Source organism: Providencia sp. TYF-12 (assembly GCF_041344805.1).
GTDB classification, from domain to species: Bacteria; Pseudomonadota; Gammaproteobacteria; order Enterobacterales; family Enterobacteriaceae; genus Providencia; species Providencia huashanensis.
In genome coordinates this window covers 4383224-4402711 of sequence record NZ_CP166833.1, presented here as the reverse complement: position 1 = coordinate 4402711, position 19488 = coordinate 4383224, and the positions used below count along the sequence as shown (strand labels likewise).

Sequence of the window (19488 nt, the reverse complement as noted above, 5' to 3'; positions counted from 1 at the left end):
GCTGACTAAAAATTTCAGATTAAATTTAGCCTAGAGTATATAATATAAGCATGCTTGATAAACAGACGTGATTTGCTAGGTCACTCCTGTTATTGTGTAAAATATCAGATGTCAAAAGTTAGTATCACAGGCGAAAAAGAATGAAAAAAAGTTTATTTGGGCTTAGTGCACTTGTTATGTTATTTACCTTATCTGGTTGTGGCTTGAAAGGCCCTCTTTATTTCCCGCCGGAAGAAACTGTTGCTCCTGCTCAGGCGCCTGATGTGCAACCAACAGCGCCAAGCAGCTCAACCGAAGAGCCTGCTACAACAAATCATAACCAGTAAGTTGCCGCTATGGAGCGTGAAATGCAATTCTCTAAAATGCATGGCTTAGGCAATGACTTCATGGTTGTCGATGGTGTCACACAAAATGTGTATTTTTCGCCAGAACTTATTTGCCGGCTGGCAGATAGGCATACTGGTGTCGGTTTTGATCAGCTATTATTAGTTGAAGCCCCCTATGACCCTGACCTTGACTTTCATTATCGCATTTTTAATGCGGATGGCAGTGAGGTGTCACAATGTGGTAATGGGGCGCGTTGTTTTGCGCGTTTTGTTCGGCTTAAAGGTCTGACTAATAAGCAAAAAATTAAAGTTAGTACCCAATCAGGCCGGATGACATTAACCATAAATGAAAATGATGATGTCTGCGTTAATATGGGAGAGCCTGATTTTGAGCCTCAAAGGGTGCCATTTCGCGCTATTAAAGAAGAAAAAACCTATATTATTCGAGCTCAAGAACGTACAGTGTTATGTGGGGTTGTTTCAATGGGTAACCCACATTGCGTCATTCAGGTTGAAAGTATTCATACCGCAGAGGTTGAAATTTTAGGGCCAGCTTTAGAGAGCCATGAGCGCTTTCCCGAACGCGCTAATATTGGTTTCATGGAAATTATTAATGCTGAGCATATTCGCTTGCGCGTTTATGAGCGTGGTGCAGGTGAAACTCAAGCATGTGGTAGTGGAGCATGTGCCGCAGTGGCTGTTGGGATCACTCAAGGGTTATTGGCGAAACGAGTACGTGTTGATTTACCCGGCGGGTCGTTAAATATAACTTGGGAAGGTCCAGGGGCTCCGTTGTATATGACAGGCCCAGCAACTCATGTCTACGATGGGGTCATCCAGCTATAAAAGTCACACAGCGATAATTTTACCGAGTTGAAGAGGGGAATATGGATAAAACCGAAAAAGCACTGAAGAGAAAACATCAACTTGATGAATTCGATGTGGTGCAATATCTAAAGGAAAATCCTTACTTTTTTCTTCGTAATGCACAATTATTGGAGCAGTTGAAAGTTCCACATGTTGTACAAGGTGCTATCTCATTACCTGAATTAGTGATGAATCGCCAACGTTTGAAAATCAAAGAGCTTGAGCAAGATATCCGTTTTATGGTAGAGCAAGCGCATGAAAATATAGAGCTTTTTGATGAGTTATTGGTTCTGGTGATAGACATGTCATCAGCCAAAAGCTTACAAGAAATGTTACTTACTTTAAATCGCTGGGCAAAAAAATTAGGTTTATCAGGCGCATCGGTTCGTTTATTCAGTGATAGTTGGTATTTATCAGCCCCTTTAGATGCCCATCAACTGGTGATTTCGCGTCGTGTTTTTGAGCCTATCAGAATTCAACGATTTGGCGATAAACGTAACTATCTTGGTCGTTTAAATGGCCCTGAAATCCAATTGCTTTTACCAGATGCGCTCAATGTCGGCTCTGTGGCTATCTCATTATTTGGTCATCATGGTGAATCGGGCATGGTTATTTTTACTAGCCGCGACCGCGAGCATTATCAACATGGTATGGGGACGGTTATGTTGGAAAAAGTGGCTCAAATTCTCCCGAGGTTATTATGCCAATGGATAGAACGCCTGTAGAGTCTCAGCCGAAAGGGCTGATGATGCAAGTTGAGGCCTTCTTACGTTATCTGCGAGTTGAACGTCGGTTAAGCCCTGTCACTATTACTAATTATCATCGTCAATTGAGTGTTATTGTTGAAATGCTAACCTCATTGAAAATCACTGAATGGCAAAAAGTTGATACAGCTATCGTACGGAATATCGCGGCTAAAAGTCGCAAATCAGGCCTACAGGCTGCAAGTATGGCTTTACGATTATCGTCATTGAGAAGTTTTTTGGATTGGATGGTGCATCAAGAGGCGTTGCCTGCAAACCCAGCCAAAGCAATTCAAGCACCCAAATCCAAAAAACGTCTTCCTAAGAATATGGATGTAGATGAGGTCTCCCAACTGCTAAATATGGATAGCGGTGATCCACTAGTTGTGCGCGACCGTACTATGCTGGAAGTGATGTATGGTGCTGGATTGCGTTTATCTGAACTTGTTGGTCTTGATGTTCGTCACCTTGATTTAAGCACTGGTGAAGTTTGGGTGATGGGAAAAGGAAGTAAAGAGCGAAAAATTCCAATGGGAAAAACAGCGGTGAGCTGGCTACATCGTTGGTTAGAAATGCGTGAGTTATATGAGCCAGAAGATGATGCTGTTTTTATCTCAACCCAAAGTGGGAAACGAATTTCGAATCGAAATGTACAAAAACGTTTTGAACAATGGGGAATAAAACAGGGGGTTAATAGTCACATTAATCCTCATAAATTACGCCACTCCTTTGCGACACATCTCCTTGAATCAAGTGGTAATTTACGTGGGGTGCAAGAACTTCTTGGTCATGCGAACTTATCAACAACACAAATTTATACGCACCTTGATTTTCAGCACTTAGCCAACGTTTATGATGTGGCTCATCCGAGGGCAAAGAGGGAGAAACCTTAATGCATTTTTACCGCCCACTGTCACCAATTATGGCGATTACGTTTGATTTGGATGACACGCTTTATGATAACCACCCAGTTATTGATAAAACGGAAGAGGAAGTCTTACGTTTTGTTCGTGAATACGACCCTCGATTCAATCATTTTAGCAATGATGACCTCTATGCTTTTCGCCGCCTTGTGGAAGAACAAGAGCCTGAGATCTGCCATGATATTTCCCGTTGGCGCTGGCTTTCTTCAAAAATGATGTTTTGCCATTATGGCTATTCGCGAGAAGATGCACAAAAAGGGGCAGATGACATCATGGCACATTTCACTTACTGGCGTAATAAAATAGATATCCCTGAATCTACACACGCAACACTTGCCAAATTAGCTGAAAAATTACCGTTAGTTGCGATAACCAATGGTAATGCAGAACCTGAAGCGTGTGGGTTAGGCCAATACTTTCAGTTTGTTTTAAAAGCCGGGCCAGATGGCCGTTCAAAACCTTATTGTGATATGTACCGTTTAGCTGCACAGCGCCTTGATCTTGAACCGAAATTCATTCTTCATGTTGGGGATAATCTACTGACAGATGTTGAAGGCGCAATCAATAGTGGTATGCAAGCCTGCTGGATTAACCTTGACCAAAAAAACCTAATGGGGGAGAAAGACGTGCGTTTATTGCCGCATGTAGAAATTTCTCAGTTGGCTTCTCTTTTATCATTGGTATAATCATTTCTCTGTATAAAAACACAGTAGTATTTGCTATTGTCGTGCTGCTACCAAACCTATTAAGGTTGGTAGTAAGTCGAATAGGTCATTTAAAATAAATCAGGAAAATCAATTTATTGGTTTTTGATTGATAACACAAAGTGGGAAATTACGTTTTTATTCCCCTTTGTTAACAACCTCACAGTGGTATTTTCCACTGCTTTGCTTTGATGGTAATTATGGACGTCTCTTATCTGCTTGAAGGTCTCAATGACAAACAGCGCGAAGCGGTTGCCGCACCGCGTACTAATTTACTTGTGCTCGCGGGGGCGGGCAGTGGTAAAACTCGCGTATTGGTACACCGAATTGCCTGGTTAATGTCGGTGGAAAATGCATCACCATTTTCTATTATGGCAGTGACGTTTACTAACAAAGCAGCGGCAGAAATGCGTCATCGAATCAATCAGTTGATTGGCAGTAGTGAAGGTGGGATGTGGATTGGCACATTCCATGGTTTAGCACACCGCTTGTTGCGCCAACATTATATGGATGCCAATTTACCGCAGGATTTTCAAATTTTAGATAGTGATGACCAATATCGCTTAATTCGACGTTTGCTTAAAGCAATGAATTTAGATGAAAAACAATGGCCCCCACGTCAAGGAATGTGGTACATCAACGGCAAAAAAGATGAAGGTTTACGGCCCCAACATATTGAAAGCTATGGTAACCCTGTTGAAGCGACGTGGTTGAAAGTATATCAGGCGTATCAAGAGGCTTGTGATAGAGCAGGTTTGGTCGATTTCGCTGAGCTGTTACTTCGGGCTCATGAATTGTGGTTGAATAAACCCCATGTATTACAACACTACCGTGAACGTTTTACTAATATTTTAGTGGATGAATTCCAAGATACTAATAATATTCAATATGCATGGATTCGAGTATTAGCAGGGGAAACAGGCAAGGTCATGATTGTTGGTGATGACGATCAATCAATTTATGGCTGGCGTGGTGCCCAAGTAGAGAATATCCAACGGTTTCTTAATGATTTCCCCGGTGCAGAAACAATTCGTCTTGAGCAAAACTATCGCTCGACAAATAATATATTAAAAGCGGCGAATGCTTTAATTGCGAATAACAGTGATCGGCTAGGCAAGAATTTATGGACAGAAGGAGGGGATGGTGAACCCATTTCACTCTACTGTGCATTTAATGAATTAGATGAAGCCCGCTATATTGTTGGGCGTATTAAACAATGGCAAGAAAATGGCGGGGCGTTAAAAGATTGTGCCATGTTATATCGTAGTAATGCCCAATCGCGTGTACTTGAAGAGGCGTTAATTCAAACTAACATGCCTTATCGCATATATGGCGGCCAACGGTTCTTTGAACGTCAGGAAATCAAAGATGCACTTTCTTATTTAAGGCTGATAGCAAATCGTAATGATGATGCCTCGTTTGAACGCGTGGTCAACACGCCAACACGAGGAATAGGTGAACGTACTTTGGATACCGTTCGCCAAACAGCACGAGATCAACAATTAACTTTATGGGAAAGTTGTGAGTACTTACTTCGTGAGCAAGTACTTGGAGGGCGAGCTGCGGCAGCAATAGAGCGTTTTTTAGAGTTAGTTGAAGCGTTGGCGAAAGAAACGCAAGATATGCCATTGCATGTTCAAGCAGATAGGGTTATTCACGATTCTGGTTTGCGTGCAATGTATGAGCAGGAAAAAGGCGAAAAAGCCCAAGCGCGTATCGAAAACTTGGAAGAGTTGGTGAATGCAACGCGTGACTTTAGCTACCAAGAAGAAGACCAAGATTTAATGCCATTACAGGCATTTCTATCACATGCAGCTCTTGAATCAGGGGAAGGGCAAGCGGATGCCAACCAAGATGCTGTTCAATTGATGACTTTGCATTCAGCCAAAGGTTTGGAATTCCCAGTTGTATTCATTGTCGGAATGGAAGAAGGGATGTTTCCCAGCCAAATGTCAATGGATGAAAGCGGGCGTCTTGAAGAAGAGCGTCGGCTCGCTTATGTGGGGGTTACCCGAGCAATGGAAAAACTTACCATTACTTATGCAGAAAGTCGTCGGTTATACGGTAAAGAAGTCTATCACCGTCCATCACGCTTTATTGGTGAGCTACCGACTGAATGTGTCGAAGAAGTTCGCCTAAGAGCCACAGTTTCTCGTCCGGTTAGCCATCAACGCCTTGGTACACCAATCAGTCAAAATGATTCAGGTTATGCGCTAGGCCAGCGGGTAATGCACCCTAAATTTGGTGAGGGGACTATTATTAACCTAGAAGGCAGCGGTGAACATTGTCGTTTACAAATTGCCTTTCAAGGGCAAGGGATTAAATGGCTGGTGGCTTCATATGCACGGCTAGAGAATTTATAGTTACCATAAATTTCAAATATAACACCACCGTTCTAGGTGGTGTTATTTATAATATAATAATTATATTATGTATCTCTAAAACTATTTAGTTTATTTGTTTTGGTTTTTCATATGATCTATTAATTTGTTTTTTTATTTTTATCTTTTAATATTGAATTGTAGTTCATGGCTAACGTAATAGTAATAAATGGAGCTTAATTATATGGATAGTAAACGTATTTCTGCACTAAATGAAAGATTGATAAATATAAAAAATAAAATTAAAGATATAAATGGCTTATTAAAGAGATATAAAAACAATATAGATGAAATGTCAAATAATATGGAATTAGTAAAAATACAATTAGAGCAGTCTGAGCATCCTAATCGAGTCAAAATGAACAAAATTATGGATGAGGTTAAACAGAAAATAAAGGTCAGAGACAAAGAGCAGAGAGACGAGCTTAAATCACTAGGCGAGTTTTTTAACAAGAAAGAAAAAAATATAAAGACATTTATCAAACCAACAAGTACATATAAGGCAGTCAACTTTGTTAATGTGGGTGGGTTAAAAAGTCGGATTTTTGATTTTATTGCAGTAGTTAATAGGGATAGTGAATTAGTGAAGAAGGAACTTAGTTCTCTTCAGATTGAACTGAACGAAGTTAGCACGAAATATCCGGGTATTAAGGGTGATTGGTTAGAGGCGTTGCTGAAACCAGATGCACTTATTGGAACAGCGAAACCAGATGCACTTATTGGAACAGCGAAACCAGATGCACTTATTGGAACAGCGAAACCAAATACACTTATTGGAACAGCGAAACCAAATACACTTACTGGAACAGTGAAACCAAATGCACTTATTGGAACAGCGAAACCAGATGCCCTTATTGAAATGACAGCGGCGCTAGAGCCGTCTCAGGAAATGACTTCATCTGTAGAGGCACTGGTTGAAACTCAACATAAACCTCTCGTTTTTGTTGCTAAGCACAGTTGTTTTGGAAGGACGGCATGGTGTGGAATAACACACTGATAATATTGTTTGATTTTTAATCTGTAAAATAAATCAATCGAAATAATTTATTAGTGTAAGGTACTTATTTATATAGGTACCTTATTCAATCAAATGATTAAAAATACTTACATAATGAAAAATAAAGGGTTTTTAGTTAGAAAGATTGATTCGATAGTTTAATCAATAAGATTTAAGCTTTTAATTTTATCTTTTTGTTTTTTTAGCGTATAAAGTTTTACCGAATAACCTTTCTAGTATTTATCATGTCAATTAATAAACTTATCGATTCACTCTCTACACAGGGCTGGTATGTGTGGGACGGTTTCTTGATCCCGCCTAATATAAAAGCTATCAAGGATTGCATTCCAGAAACACTGCAAGATGCACGTATTGGTCACCGTAATTTGTTACAGGGGAATAAAGCAATTCGAGGTGACCAAACAGTTTGGTTAGAACCTGAAATGGGGGCTCCTATCTGTGATTATATGGAGAAAATGGAACAAATAAGACAGGAAATCAACCGTCAACTTTACCTAGGTTTACGCGGTTTTGAAACGCATTTTTGCCGATATTCACAGGGTGGTTTTTATAAGAGACATGTCGATAACCCTAGGGGGGTTGGGCGGCGTAAGGTCACGACGGTTTTATATATGAATGAATCATGGCAACCTAGTGATGGTGGTGAATTGGTGGTTTACGACCAAACAGGTAATCAACTGTTTACATTAGAGCCGATTGCGGGGCGTATGGTCTTTTTTATGTCAGAAGAGTTTCCCCATGAGGTTTTACCAACTAAATTGATACGTGAAAGTATAGCCGGTTGGTTTTTAACTGAAACAGTATCTTAATTAGTTTTTTCATATTCTAGATACTGTTAGATAGTAAGCTATCTTATCAAGATTTCAACAATAAACTTTTAAAACATACAAACTATAAATTTGTATTTTAACGTTAATAACGATATTTTATTTTACTACGTTAATAGTAGCTTAACTTTAAAAAGGAGTTTTATTATGAAATCTAATTATGGAACGCTTGATAACGTAAAAAATTTGATTAAAGAATTAAATAATCAATTCAAAGTTATTGAAGAGAAGTTTTTAAAGTATGAAACTGAACAGATTAAAAATTTTTATAAACTAATTGATTTAAAACCGTTAAGTTCAGATGAATTAGTATTAGAAAATAGAGAGTCTACAGTAAAATATATTTTTGAATCAATGAGTTTTTATAGTGAAAATAAAATTAAACATTTACTTTTTAAAAATTTAATTCATGAATTAAGTGAATATAATGATGTTGCAGTAGATAAAAAGCTAATAAGTACGCTTGATAAGTTTCAGGAGGGGATAGGTAAAATATCGGATATAACATACACTCTACCTAAAATTTACGCCTCAAAACCGCCGCTTATTCAACATGCTTTTCTATCAAGCTTCAATAATAATATAGAAATGAAATATCTATTTAAAGAAATAAATAGTGAAGTCATTAAATATGTTGATATCATCAAGAAAGACTACAATCCCCAAGAGCAAGTACAGATTTCATCGTTGATTAAAGCGAATCAAAGTAGCGCGTTTCTTCCCCAAAGCCCACTGCAAGCTATAGAGGAGCAGGCTAAAGCCTATCGTAAAGTACTTGAGCCACAGAATTTAGCACCAGTTATCGAAGGGTTTAGAGAGGGTACACAAGAAACTTTATTATCGAACCACATGGCGGCACTAAAGCCAGTAGAAAGTCACTCTTTAGATAACAACCTGTCAGCAGATTTTACTATTCACGGCTGCCAGATCTTTATTCCACATCAATATCGTATGTAATAGGTCACGTTGGGGGTCCACCTTTCAGAGTGGACCCCCATTAGTTAGTTACTTCGCTTAAACTCTATTCCAACAAAAGTGATCGTAGCATTTCCCCTTTCTATTTGGTAATGGGAATGATGTCGCTGTTTGTCTAATGAGCTCAGTTGTTGTGAGTAATACTCACTGAGTTTCCACTGGATTAATTGCCTTGCGAGTCTCTTATTTGCGTGTTGGCTACGCTCAGACTGGACTTTAACCGCAATACCTGTGGCAATGTGTTTTGCTCTAACTGCAGAAGACGTTTTATTTACATGTTGCCCACCCGCGCCTTGGGCTTTAGTAAATTCAAACTCAATCTCACTTTCTTCAATAGGTTTGATCGCTGAAAAACGCGTGACATTGAGAAACCAATTTTTCCGTTTATGGCGAGGCCTGATGGGGCTTTGACATTGCCATTGAACAGTGCCGCACCAAGTATTGGCTAATGTTTCTGTATTTTCACCTTCCAGGCAAACTAATGCAGATTTTAACCCTTGCTTCGATGGGACAGACTCTAACAAATTGACTGTAACTTGGTGTTTATTCGCTTCTTGTAGAAAACAGGCTAGTGCTTTTTCAACTGCAATACAGCATTCTTCAGGGCCTTGTGCAGAGGAAAATTGTAATAACATGATTAACACTCCCCACTGGTTTTGTAGGTAATGATAGGTTTAAGCCTAGCCACCACTTGGATTACTCCAATATTCACCATGCTTTCAATCACAGTATCAATTGATTTATACGATTGTGGGGCTTCTTCATAAATCAGTTGTTTATTGGCGCAAATGACACGGCTACCTAGTTCTGTTCGAGATAATTGAACAGGTGTGTAGCGATGAGATAGGCGGCCTTTACACTCCCCTCGCATCCATTTGCGCCCAGCGCCGTGAGCGAGGGAATTCAGGCAAGCGTCATTTCCCTGTGGTGCGACTAAATAACTGTAATCGCCACGCGAACCAGGAATAATTACCAGCCCTCGGTCTGAAGGGGTTGCTCCTTTACGATGTAACCACCCAGTTATGCCATTAATTTGACATGCCTCGACTAAATTATGGTTAACATCTAGGCTTAGTTCACCAGTTGATTTAACCTGTTGCAGCATGCGTAGCCCTATAAGACGGCGATTTACCTGCGCAAAATGTAAAGCACCTTGATGAGCTTTAAGGTAATTATCAGCATCACGAGTGCCTGATAGAAGCCCATTGTGGTTATATTTTTCAACGTGTTGTCGAAGAATTGATTGGCCTAAACCACGCGAGCCGCTATGAACTAATAGCAGTAGCTGTTGCTTATTTAACCCACTCGTAGCAAATAATTCAGGGTGCAATACTTGGTCAATGGCTTGGAACTCTGCAAAATGATTCCCACCACCAATAGAGCCTAATGATGCCATAAATTCACATGTTCTCATTGTGTCTGGCACATGTTCTTCGAGCCATGCTAATGAGGCATGATCTGACATCTGAGATAGCTGTTTTTCTAATTTATCGAGGTTAACTTTTGATTGTTTAATATCTGTTTTAAACAGACTCATACCGCAGCCGATATCATTGCCAACTAATGCAGGATAGAAGCGTTTAGTAGAGAAAAATGCCGCACCAATTGGATATCCTCGGCCTGGATGAAGATCTGGCATACCAACAACAGATATCATATCTGGTAAGTTTGCCGTTGTTTGTAATTGTTGGATCGCTTTGCTTTCAATCCATGTATTTTTCGTTGCGATATAACTAACGTGTTCGCTAACGAAATGAAGGGTATTGCCCATAAGCTATTTACTCATTTAAATATTAAAAATAAGGTTATTTAGCGGGCCAATATGAATAGGATCTTTTTTTTAAAGAATGGCTATTTTTGACAGTGCCCGCAAAGAGTTTGATTAATTTTTGACATTGTAAACCTCCTTGCAGTTAGTTGATGAATATAAAACGTTGTGAATACTAGCTATAACTTTTTTCTTTTGCAAGCGCTATTTTTACAAAGAAATATTTTTAGTCATTTTCTTATAATAATATATTCTCGTTAATATTTTTCGATAATTTATAACGAGATTGTTTATTATTATATTATATGATTATTAATTTTAAAATATACTTTTTATTATCGTAATAACAGGTGTGAGGAATATAAAAGTTTGTTACGCTGTGATTCTGTGCTTGAGCCTTTCTGGTTCAAACTTATTTTTTGGATCAGAAATGAAAAAGCCCCGTTAGTTATTATTAACCAACGGGGCTCGATCCAAACCTAGACAGTTAGGTTTGTGGTTTTAAGCACCTAATTAAAATACCCCAACGCTACTATTAGTATTGGGGTATTTATTCATTTAAATAATAGAAAAATATAATTAAGCGATATGAACGGTTTTTCCACCGATAATTGTGCGCAATACTTTTACATTTTCAATATCATCGGCTGGGATTTCAAATACATTGCGATCTAGCACTATCATATCGGCAAATTTGCCTGCTTCGAGTGAACCAAGTACATCTTCTCGGTGTTGCGCATAAGCAGAATCAATAGTTGCTGAGCGCAAAACTTCGATAACAGTAAGGTTGCGGTCATTATCCAGTCTTGGCGCTTTTTGACCATTAATATCACGCCCACGTCGTGTAGCTGCCACTTTTAAGTCATACCATTCGTCAAAATCATCAATTGGCCAGTCACTACCAAAAGCAACAACAGCACCTGCATCGACAAATTTAGCGATAGGTTCTAATTGTTCAAAACGTTCATCACCTAGCATTTTCTTTTCAAAAGCAGCGAGCTCAGGTGTTGGTGCTGCCCATTGGAAAGATAGGCAAGCGATGGTTTTCAAGCGGGCAAAGCGTGCATAATCATCTGCATGTACTAGTTCGTTATGGGCTAAGCCTGGGCGAATATCTTTTTCGGGGTGTGCCGCTCGCATTTTTTCAATCGCATCTAATACAATTGACACAGCACCTTCGCCGACAGTGTGTAAGTGTGGGTCATAACCTGCCGCTGCTATTTTTTCCATCAGTTCATCAAGGATTTCGGCAGTGAAGTAGAGGTCGCCATAGTTATTAGTTTCGACCCAATTAGGGGCATCATCAGTACCTTGATTAATACGATATGGTTGTAATAATGACGCGGTCATGGTTGGAAACTGCATCACGCCATCAACAAACATCTTAATATTATTCAATCCTATTCCTGGAGCCGGTGTCCAATCTGCTTGGTGCCATTTTTTGGCAAATGCAACGGCTTTATCCACCGCGCTAGCAACGGATGCCACATCAGGAGTTTCATCTGGGGTAATTTCACGAGCCGCTTGGAAACGGAGCGTTAAATCACCGCGTTGTTGTAATTGTGAAAATGCTTCGAGTTGTTGTTCAGAAACCCGAGCATCCATGACCATAGTCACGCCTTGTTGATTTAATACTTTTTGAACTAATTCAGCAACTTCAATAGCTTGGTCATCGCGAATAGAAGGAATGCTGTCGGCTGCACGCATGGCAGGGGCATCTTCTAAAATACCGTTTAACTCGCCATTTTCATATTTACCAATTTTACCATCAGGGGGCTCAGGGGTTTCTTTGGTAATGCCAAAGAGTTCGAGTGCACGGCTATTGGCGAGCAATGTATGGCAATCATTGGAAAACAGGACGACAGGGCGCTGAGTGTTCAGTTTATCCATGTCTTCACGGTACATATCAACCCCTGCAGGGAGCATTCCTTGGCGTAGCCAAGCGGTTACTTTTAGCCAATCATTTTCACCGGTACGAGGGTCTTTATCTAAATGGTCTTGAACGCGCTCTAAAATTTGATCGATAGTCAAAGATTCATAGTTCAAATGGCAGCCGAACAATTGAATGCCACCCCAAAATGGGTGCATATGGCCATCAATAATGCCGGGCATCATCATTTTGCCTTCTAAATCGATACTTTCTGTTTCAGGACCAACATATTGATGAAGTTCATCTGAGGTGCCTGTTGCGAGAATATAGCCGTCACGGAGCGCAATCGCATCAACTACGCGATTCTGGTTATCTGCGGTGTAGATATAACCGTTAAAATAAATAACATCAGCAAATGGATTATTCATAGTAAACCGTCTGTATCAGTAGTGCTTTAGAAGCAACAAAGCTAAAAAAACAACGGGGAAGGCAAATGCTCCCCCGTAATTATTTATAAAGTATGAAATGATTAGTTAATAATCATCTCAGTTTCGTCATCAGAAATTGCAGGAGGACGACGAGTGAAGCCATGGGTGAGCAGGGTGAGATAAACAGCACCAGCAGCTAACCACCATAAACCGACTTTAAAGGCTTCGCTATCAAGGCTTGTCCATAACCATAAGGTTAAGATAACACCAATGGACGGCATTATCAGGCATGTGACAATTTTTGTATTATCTAATGACGCTTTTCGGTCAATATAGAAATGTTTGATTACGGATAAATTCACGAAAGTGAAGGCAATCAAAGCACCAAAGCTTATCATCGATGCAACCATGCTTAGGGATAAAACTAACGAAAGCAGGGAAGCGATAGCCACAAAAATAATGGAATAAACAGGCGTATTGAGTTTTGGATGTAAATAAGCAAATAAAGAACGCGGCAGTACGCCCTCACGGCCCATCGCATAGAAAATCCGCACAATACTGGCCTGTGAGGTCATCGCTGAGGCAAATACACCAATAACATAGGCGGTGATAAAGCTCGATGCCATCATTGCGCCACCGACTTGTTTCATCACAGCAAGGCTAGCAACATCGGTATTAGGAATAAAGTCCTGCCACATTGGATAAACGAGGTGTGCGCCGTAGGAGATAACGACAAATAGCGTTCCAGCGATAAACACAGTGTATAGGATTGCTTTAGGTAATGCGCTGCGTGCATCTTTGGTTTCTTCTGCCATGGTTGAAATTGCATCAAAGCCAAGGAAGGCTAGGCACAGCACTGCGGCACCTGCAAACAGCCCAGAGGCTTGATCTGCCATAACCGTAATTGGTGCCAATAAGGCATCTGCATCTAATACAAATGATGTTTTAAAGCTTAGGTATAAAAATACAGCGATAAACACAAATTGCATTAAAATGATTAGCATATTCATTGAGGAAACTAATTTGATCCCCAATATATTCATAATGCTAACAATTGTGATGGTGCTACAAATAATCACATACATTGGAATATCAGGGAAAGCTTCATGAACGAAGATCCCAATCGCGATGTAGTTGATAATTGGTAGGAATAGGTAGTCGAGCAATTGTGCCCAACCAACTAAAAAGCCAAGTGTGCCGCCGAAAGTTTTTTGTACATATGAGTAGGCAGATCCAGAAAGTGGAAGTGCGCTAGTCATTTTGCAATAGCTCATGGCAGTAAAAAAGACAGCGGCTAATGTAATCAAATAAGCGACAGGCAAATGCCCTTCACTTAATACAGTAACTTGCCCATAGGTGGTGAAAATTCCGAGTGGTACCATATAGGCCAGCCCGAAAAAAACTAACGCAGGAGTGGTTAGTACGCGTTTCATTTGAACGGTATTCTGTTGCATTTTGAAGCCCTTCCCAAAAGCCCTTAACAACGTTAACTCTGTCTGAATACTCAGGGAGAGTGAACCTAAAATGCAGCCATATAGCTTGGTCTTTATAACATTGGCTATAGTACTACACTGTTTTTATTTAATACTTACGCGTCATATTCAATTTCAGAAAACCTCGCACCAGGACATTTTAATTAAATGTCATCGTGCGCACTTTAATGAAACGTCAGTGATGAATCGGACCATCACCATCCGCTGGGGTGAATACAAGCGGCGTACAATATAATTACCAAGTTCCTATTAAGCAATCATTAATTGAAAAAAATATAGAATTACTTTTATATCAATAAGTTGTTTATAGAAGAGTCAGTTAATTGATGAGAATTTAAGATAGGTTAAATGATAGCTATTTTTAGAATAAAATCAAGCTAAATGAGATTGTTGTAATTAATTGATTTGTATGATTATTTTTGATTTCTTTATGGGGTGTGAGAATTAATCTATCTGGTTTTGATTAACTCTAAGTATTATTCATAATAAAAAATTAATATTCTTTTTTATCATCATTGCATTAATTAAATTAATTATTTTTGTTCCATATAATGAAACACCGACTTTCTTTTTATATTAAAAACAAAGTCGGTGTTTGAAATTGGCACTGTTTATCCACTATGCAGCTTTATATAAATTGCGATAATTTATTTCTTCCTCAGCTTTTGTTGAGTATATAAAGCATCTAATGTAAACAAAACTAATGCAATCCAGATAAAGCCAAAAGTTACTAATAATTCAGTGGTCATGACTTCGCCATACACAAAGACCGCCAGCAAGAACATAATACTTGGCCCCATATATTGGAAAAACCCAAGGGTGGATAACCGTAAATGGTTTGCTGCCTCTGTGAATAATAATAATGGCACCGTCGTAATAACACCCGCGGCAATCAATAGAATATTCAAGTGCCAATCATTGACAGCCATGTTACTGGTAGGGCTATCTGCAAAAAATAATAAGAAAATAACGCCAACAGGTAGTAGCCATAATGTCTCGAATGTCATCCCTGTTTGAGCATCTACGCCAAGTTTTTTACGTAATAAACCATACGTTGCAAATGTTACAGCTAGACTTAAGCCGATAACGGGGACTGAACCGAATTGCCAAAGTTGGATTAATACCCCAGTTAAGGCAAGCGCGACGGCAAACCATTGCATAGGACGAAAGCGCTCTTGTAAAAATAACATACCAAACAATACGTTAACTAATGGGTTGATAAAGTAGCCTAAGCTTGCTTGTAACATATAACCATTATTAACAGACCAAATATAAATTAACCAGTTGCAAGCAATTGTTGTCGCTGTCACGCCGAGAAGTAATATTTTCTTGGGTTGCTTGAGTACTTGACGGACATAATTCCAATGTCGTGAAACGGTTAATAACAAAATCATAAAGAAAAATGACCAGATAATACGATGAGTCAGGATTTCTTCTGCGGGCACTTCTTGGATACTTTTAAAATAAATAGGTGCGACACCCCAAATAAAATAGGCGCCTAAGGCACATAATACGCCTTTGGTAGTATTTTGCTGGCTCATTGTTGGCTCTGAAATTGAATTAAAAACTAAAAGAAATTTATACAGAGATACCGAGCCGTTTTTTGTGCGGCTCGATTTTTGATGTCACTAATGTGACATTGCTCAGGTTTTTTTACAAGTTAATAGTTTACTAAGTGACTAATTATTTACAACACTAACTCAACCAACGAGATAAGTAGCGGTCGCGGTCGCAATATGTTGGTTATTTTCATTATGTAATTCACAACGGGTGACGGCTATTTTATTGCCGTCTCTTAATAAACTGGCACTCGCGGTAAATACTTCACCACGTCCAGGACGTAAATAATCCACGCGTAGATCAATTGTGCCCATTCGCGACATTTTATCCACAATTTCTGTATGTGATAGCGGGTCAATGCGCTGCAATATGCGGTTAATACACACCATTCCGCCAGCAACATCTAAAATAGAGGCAATCACACCACCATGTAGAATATTTTGAGTGAAGTTGCCAATGAGTTGTTGGCGGTTTTCAATTGTTAGCTGAACAAAATCATCATTCATATTGGCCAGTTTAATGCCGAGTAATTGGTTAAAAGGCATTTTGTAGATAAATGCATGGCTCATTAGCTCACTGGCTTCTTCTAAGGTATAGATACGGTCATTCATCATGTTCATCCTTTGAATAAAATGTAAATGATAAGTTAACATTATGTGTAAAATATGTCTCTAACAAACGTATGAATAATCTTTCAACAGTCTGTGGGTTTTATGTGTAAAATAGGACAAACTTTTTTTTGACGATGTTGAAAATAGGAATGACTAATGCGTGCTTTAGCAGTGTTATTGAGTGCCGTGCTCTGTTTTTGGTCTGCTTCTCTATCTGCGACTGAAATTAATTCCCAGTCAAATCAGGATATAACGAGCAACACACCAATCAGAGGGAGCATTATTTCAGGGTTATTACAAAATTATGATAACCCTTTTGTGTTGTATCCGTATGAATCAAATTACATCATTTACACCTATACTTCCTCGATAAATAAAAATGCGATTTCGAGCTACAACTGGGGGGATGATGCATTAAAAGATGAAGTTAAATTTCAATTAAGTTTAGCCTTTCCTTTATGGGAGGGGATTGCAGGGGATGATTCCATTCTCGCGGTCTCGTATACACAACGTTCTTGGTGGCAACTGAGCAATAAAAAAGAATCTTCTCCTTTTCGTGAAACCAATTATGAGCCGCAGGTTTTTGTCGGCTGGCTAACCGATTATCAACTGGGTGGCTGGACTTTGCGTGAAATTGAAACTGGTTTTAACCATGAATCAAATGGTCGTTCCGACCCAACCTCACGTAGCTGGAATCGGGTATATGCAAGGATGATGGCACAAAATGGCAATTGGCAAGTTGACCTAAAACCTTGGTACCGTATTCATGAAAGCGAAGGTAGCGATGATAACTCAGATATCACAAAATATATGGGATATTACCGCCTGAAAGTCGGTTATGCGCTGGGTGACAGTGTGTTTACAACCACGGGTCGTTATAACTGGAACACCGGTTATGGCGGTGCTGAATTAGGTTGGAGCTATCCAATTAGTAAACATGTGCGAATTTATACTCAGTTGTTTAGCGGATATGGCGAGTCAATGATAGACTACAACTATCGCCAAACTCGATTTGGTATCGGTGTTATGTTAAACGACATGTTGTAATCTAAGGTTAGCTCAACCTGATTTTGTTAGTTAGAGCTAAATATCTTTTGATGAATCAACAAATTCGCTGCTCAACTGGGCAGCGACTTGTTTTATAGATTGAGGAAGTTTGTGTCAACTGCTTGTGTCATTAACCAACTTTCGCTGGCTGAAAATGTGCTTAACAGTACATTTGGTTACCAGTCATTTCGCTCTGGGCAAGATGCAGTTATTGGGGCTATCCTTGATAATCGTGATTGCTTAGTGTTAATGCCAACAGGGGGCGGCAAGTCCTTATGTTACCAAGTGCCTGCTTTAGTAAAAGAAGGGGTTACCTTGGTGGTCTCTCCTCTTATTTCACTGATGAAAGACCAAGTAGACCAATTGCGGTTACACGGTGTCAGTGCGGCTTGTCTAAATTCATCGCAAACCTCCCAAGAACAGCGCCAAATCATGGAATTATGTAGCCGTGGTGACATTAAATTATTATATGTTGCCCCTGAGCGGTTACTGACTGATTATTTTCTGAGCCAATTATCGAATTGGAATATCAGTTTGCTGGCGGTTGATGAAGCGCACTGCATTTCACAATGGGGGCATGATTTTCGCCCTGAATATCGTTCATTAGGTCAGTTAAGGCAATCTTTGCCTGATATCCCCGTTATGGCATTAACGGCCACCGCAGATGAAACAACTCGAGCAGATATTATTCGCTTATTAGAGCTGCGTGATCCTTTGGTTCATGTGAGCAGTTTTGATAGACCAAATATTCGTTATACCCTAGTAGAGAAATATAAGCCTTTGGATCAACTTTGGTTTTTTATTAAAAGCCAAAAAGGGAAGGCGGGGATCGTTTATTGTAATAGCCGTAATAAAGTTGAGGAAACCACCGAGCGCCTGCAAAAACGTGGCTTGAGTGTTGCAGCTTACCATGCGGGGCTAGAGGCTTCACAACGAGAGTGGGTACAAGACGCCTTTTTAAAAGATAACTTACAAGTTGTGGTTGCAACAGTGGCTTTTGGAATGGGCATCAACAAATCCAATGTACGGTTTGTTGCTCACTTTGATATTCCTCGTAATATTGAAGCATATTATCAGGAAACGGGTCGTGCGGGGCGTGATGGCGTTGAAGCCGAAGCAATTCTATTTTATGACCCAGCAGATATGGCATGGCTGCGTCGTTGCCTTGAAGAAAAATCCGCAGGTATGCAGCAGGATATCGAGCGGCATAAACTGAATGCGATAGCCGCTTTTGCGGAGGCTCAGACCTGTCGTCGCTTAGTCTTACTGAACTACTTCGGCGAAAATCGACAGCAGCCTTGTGGTAATTGTGATATTTGTTTAGACCCACCGAAACAGTATGATGGGTTAATTGATGCACAAAAAGCGCTTTCTTGTATTTATCGTGTTGGTCAACGCTTTGGTATCGGCTATATTGTTGAGGTGTTGCGTGGTGCGAATAATCAACGGATACGGGAGTTAGGGCACGACAAGCTGCCTGTTTATGGTATCGGTAAAGAACACAGTAATGAGCATTGGGTTAGTGTGATCCGCCAATTGGTACATTTAGGCATGATCACTCAGAACATTACGCACTTTTCTGCACTGCAACTCACCGAAGCCGCTAGGCCAATATTGCGAGGTGAAAGTGCATTACAACTCGCAGTTCCTCGTGTTTTAGTGGCAAAAAGCCGTAATCAACAAAACAAAATTTATCATGGTAATTATGATAAGAAGCTATTTGCGAAATTGCGTAAATTACGTAAATCGATAGCAGACGAAGAAAATATCCCACCATTTGTGGTATTTAATGATGCGACACTTATCGAAATGGCCGAACATACACCAACCTCTTCGGTTGAGTTACTGTTAATTAATGGCGTTGGTGAGCGTAAGCTTGAACGTTTTGGGGATGCATTTATGACGCTTATCCGAGACCATCTTGAAGGTTATGAATGAATAAATAAG

General features: G+C 39.7%; 17 protein-coding genes. 11 read left to right on the top strand and 6 right to left on the bottom strand.

The features are described 5' to 3' along the window. The first annotated feature begins 140 nt into the window (after positions 1-140). The 9 genes from ABE954_RS20580 to ABE954_RS20540 all read left to right on the top strand — a co-directional run bounded on the left by ABE954_RS20580 (position 141) and on the right by ABE954_RS20540 (position 8746). Positions 141-326, top strand: coding sequence for a lipoprotein (locus tag ABE954_RS20580; protein WP_042845861.1), 186 nt, complete (start codon positions 141-143; stop codon positions 324-326). Between the two features lie 21 nt (positions 327-347). Then, positions 348-1172, top strand: coding sequence for a diaminopimelate epimerase (gene dapF / locus ABE954_RS20575; protein ID WP_042845859.1), 825 nt, complete (start codon positions 348-350; stop codon positions 1170-1172). 41 nt (positions 1173-1213) lie between these two features. Next, positions 1214-1918 (top strand): DUF484 family protein, encoded by a 705-nt coding sequence (locus ABE954_RS20570; protein WP_129466652.1) that lies wholly within the window; start codon positions 1214-1216, stop codon positions 1916-1918. Further along, positions 1900-2829 (top strand): tyrosine recombinase XerC, encoded by a 930-nt coding sequence (xerC, locus tag ABE954_RS20565; RefSeq protein WP_042845855.1) that lies wholly within the window; start codon positions 1900-1902, stop codon positions 2827-2829. Before ABE954_RS20570 ends, xerC begins: the two co-directional genes overlap by 19 nt. Further along, positions 2829-3545, top strand: coding sequence for a 5-amino-6-(5-phospho-D-ribitylamino)uracil phosphatase YigB (gene yigB / locus ABE954_RS20560; protein ID WP_187549486.1), 717 nt, complete (start codon positions 2829-2831; stop codon positions 3543-3545). The genes xerC and yigB overlap by 1 nt, the downstream gene beginning before the upstream one ends. A gap of 218 nt (positions 3546-3763) precedes the next feature. Further along, positions 3764-5926: a DNA helicase II gene (uvrD, locus tag ABE954_RS20555; RefSeq protein ID WP_048605792.1), complete on the top strand. Its 2163-nt coding sequence runs from the start codon at positions 3764-3766 to the stop codon at positions 5924-5926. A 202-nt stretch (positions 5927-6128) separates the two neighbouring features. Then, positions 6129-6941 (top strand): hypothetical protein, encoded by an 813-nt coding sequence (locus ABE954_RS20550; RefSeq protein ID WP_371025678.1) that lies wholly within the window; start codon positions 6129-6131, stop codon positions 6939-6941. A 245-nt stretch (positions 6942-7186) separates the two neighbouring features. Continuing rightward, the gene (locus ABE954_RS20545) at positions 7187-7771 is read left to right on the top strand and encodes a 2OG-Fe(II) oxygenase (protein WP_042845847.1); all 585 of its coding nucleotides are present in this window, start codon (positions 7187-7189) and stop codon (positions 7769-7771) included. Between the two features lie 165 nt (positions 7772-7936). Beyond that, a complete protein-coding gene (locus ABE954_RS20540) occupies positions 7937-8746 on the top strand; it encodes a hypothetical protein (protein ID WP_217008062.1) in 810 nt (269 codons plus the stop codon). Between the two features lie 44 nt (positions 8747-8790). On the opposite strand, the gene prfH is transcribed toward ABE954_RS20540, so the two are convergent. From prfH to ABE954_RS20510, 6 genes are all read right to left on the bottom strand, one after another. Next, complete coding sequence (gene prfH, locus ABE954_RS20535; protein WP_226693414.1) at positions 8791-9402, bottom strand: peptide chain release factor H; 612 nt, start codon at positions 9400-9402, stop codon at positions 8791-8793. Next, complete coding sequence (locus ABE954_RS20530) at positions 9402-10535, bottom strand: RNA ligase RtcB family protein (RefSeq protein ID WP_048605796.1); 1134 nt, start codon at positions 10533-10535, stop codon at positions 9402-9404. Before ABE954_RS20530 ends, prfH begins: the two co-directional genes overlap by 1 nt. A 576-nt stretch (positions 10536-11111) precedes the next feature. Continuing rightward, positions 11112-12830 carry an amidohydrolase gene (locus ABE954_RS20525; RefSeq protein ID WP_042845840.1) on the bottom strand — a complete coding sequence of 573 codons (1719 nt, stop codon included), beginning with the start codon at positions 12828-12830 and terminating at the stop codon, positions 11112-11114. A 101-nt stretch (positions 12831-12931) separates the two neighbouring features. Beyond that, entirely contained in the window at positions 12932-14284 is a 1353-nt protein-coding gene (locus ABE954_RS20520) for an APC family permease (protein ID WP_042845838.1), read from the bottom strand. A 686-nt stretch (positions 14285-14970) separates the two neighbouring features. Further along, positions 14971-15864: an EamA family transporter RarD gene (rarD, locus tag ABE954_RS20515; protein WP_042845837.1), complete on the bottom strand. Its 894-nt coding sequence runs from the start codon at positions 15862-15864 to the stop codon at positions 14971-14973. A 159-nt stretch (positions 15865-16023) separates the two neighbouring features. After that, positions 16024-16494 (bottom strand): thioesterase family protein, encoded by a 471-nt coding sequence (locus ABE954_RS20510; protein WP_042845835.1) that lies wholly within the window; start codon positions 16492-16494, stop codon positions 16024-16026. A 156-nt stretch (positions 16495-16650) separates the two neighbouring features. Here ABE954_RS20510 and pldA point away from each other — a divergent pair, with 156 nt between their 5' ends. Further along, positions 16651-17541 carry a phospholipase A gene (gene pldA / locus ABE954_RS20505; RefSeq protein ID WP_042845834.1) on the top strand — a complete coding sequence of 297 codons (891 nt, stop codon included), beginning with the start codon at positions 16651-16653 and terminating at the stop codon, positions 17539-17541. 111 nt (positions 17542-17652) lie between these two features. Beyond that, positions 17653-19479 (top strand): ATP-dependent DNA helicase RecQ, encoded by a 1827-nt coding sequence (gene recQ, locus ABE954_RS20500; protein ID WP_166687224.1) that lies wholly within the window; start codon positions 17653-17655, stop codon positions 19477-19479. The last annotated feature ends 9 nt before the right edge of the window (positions 19480-19488 follow it).

What these genes read in the sequence shown, in the direction of transcription:
- dapF (WP_042845859.1), top strand. Translation starts at nt 348, where the DNA reads ATGCAATTCTCTAAAATGCATGGCTTAGGCAATGACTTCATGGTTGTC.
- rarD (WP_042845837.1), bottom strand. Translation starts at nt 15,864, where the DNA reads ATGAGCCAGCAAAATACTACCAAAGGCGTATTATGTGCCTTAGGCGCC.
- ABE954_RS20520 (WP_042845838.1), bottom strand. Translation starts at nt 14,284, where the DNA reads ATGCAACAGAATACCGTTCAAATGAAACGCGTACTAACCACTCCTGCG.
- yigB (WP_187549486.1), top strand. Translation starts at nt 2,829, where the DNA reads ATGCATTTTTACCGCCCACTGTCACCAATTATGGCGATTACGTTTGAT.
- ABE954_RS20530 (WP_048605796.1), bottom strand. Translation starts at nt 10,535, where the DNA reads ATGGGCAATACCCTTCATTTCGTTAGCGAACACGTTAGTTATATCGCA.
- ABE954_RS20540 (WP_217008062.1), top strand. Translation starts at nt 7,937, where the DNA reads ATGAAATCTAATTATGGAACGCTTGATAACGTAAAAAATTTGATTAAA.
- ABE954_RS20550 (WP_371025678.1), top strand. Translation starts at nt 6,129, where the DNA reads ATGGATAGTAAACGTATTTCTGCACTAAATGAAAGATTGATAAATATA.
- pldA (WP_042845834.1), top strand. Translation starts at nt 16,651, where the DNA reads ATGCGTGCTTTAGCAGTGTTATTGAGTGCCGTGCTCTGTTTTTGGTCT.
- ABE954_RS20510 (WP_042845835.1), bottom strand. Translation starts at nt 16,494, where the DNA reads ATGAATGACCGTATCTATACCTTAGAAGAAGCCAGTGAGCTAATGAGC.
- ABE954_RS20525 (WP_042845840.1), bottom strand. Translation starts at nt 12,830, where the DNA reads ATGAATAATCCATTTGCTGATGTTATTTATTTTAACGGTTATATCTAC.
- xerC (WP_042845855.1), top strand. Translation starts at nt 1,900, where the DNA reads ATGGATAGAACGCCTGTAGAGTCTCAGCCGAAAGGGCTGATGATGCAA.
- ABE954_RS20580 (WP_042845861.1), top strand. Translation starts at nt 141, where the DNA reads ATGAAAAAAAGTTTATTTGGGCTTAGTGCACTTGTTATGTTATTTACC.
- ABE954_RS20545 (WP_042845847.1), top strand. Translation starts at nt 7,187, where the DNA reads ATGTCAATTAATAAACTTATCGATTCACTCTCTACACAGGGCTGGTAT.
- uvrD (WP_048605792.1), top strand. Translation starts at nt 3,764, where the DNA reads ATGGACGTCTCTTATCTGCTTGAAGGTCTCAATGACAAACAGCGCGAA.
- ABE954_RS20570 (WP_129466652.1), top strand. Translation starts at nt 1,214, where the DNA reads ATGGATAAAACCGAAAAAGCACTGAAGAGAAAACATCAACTTGATGAA.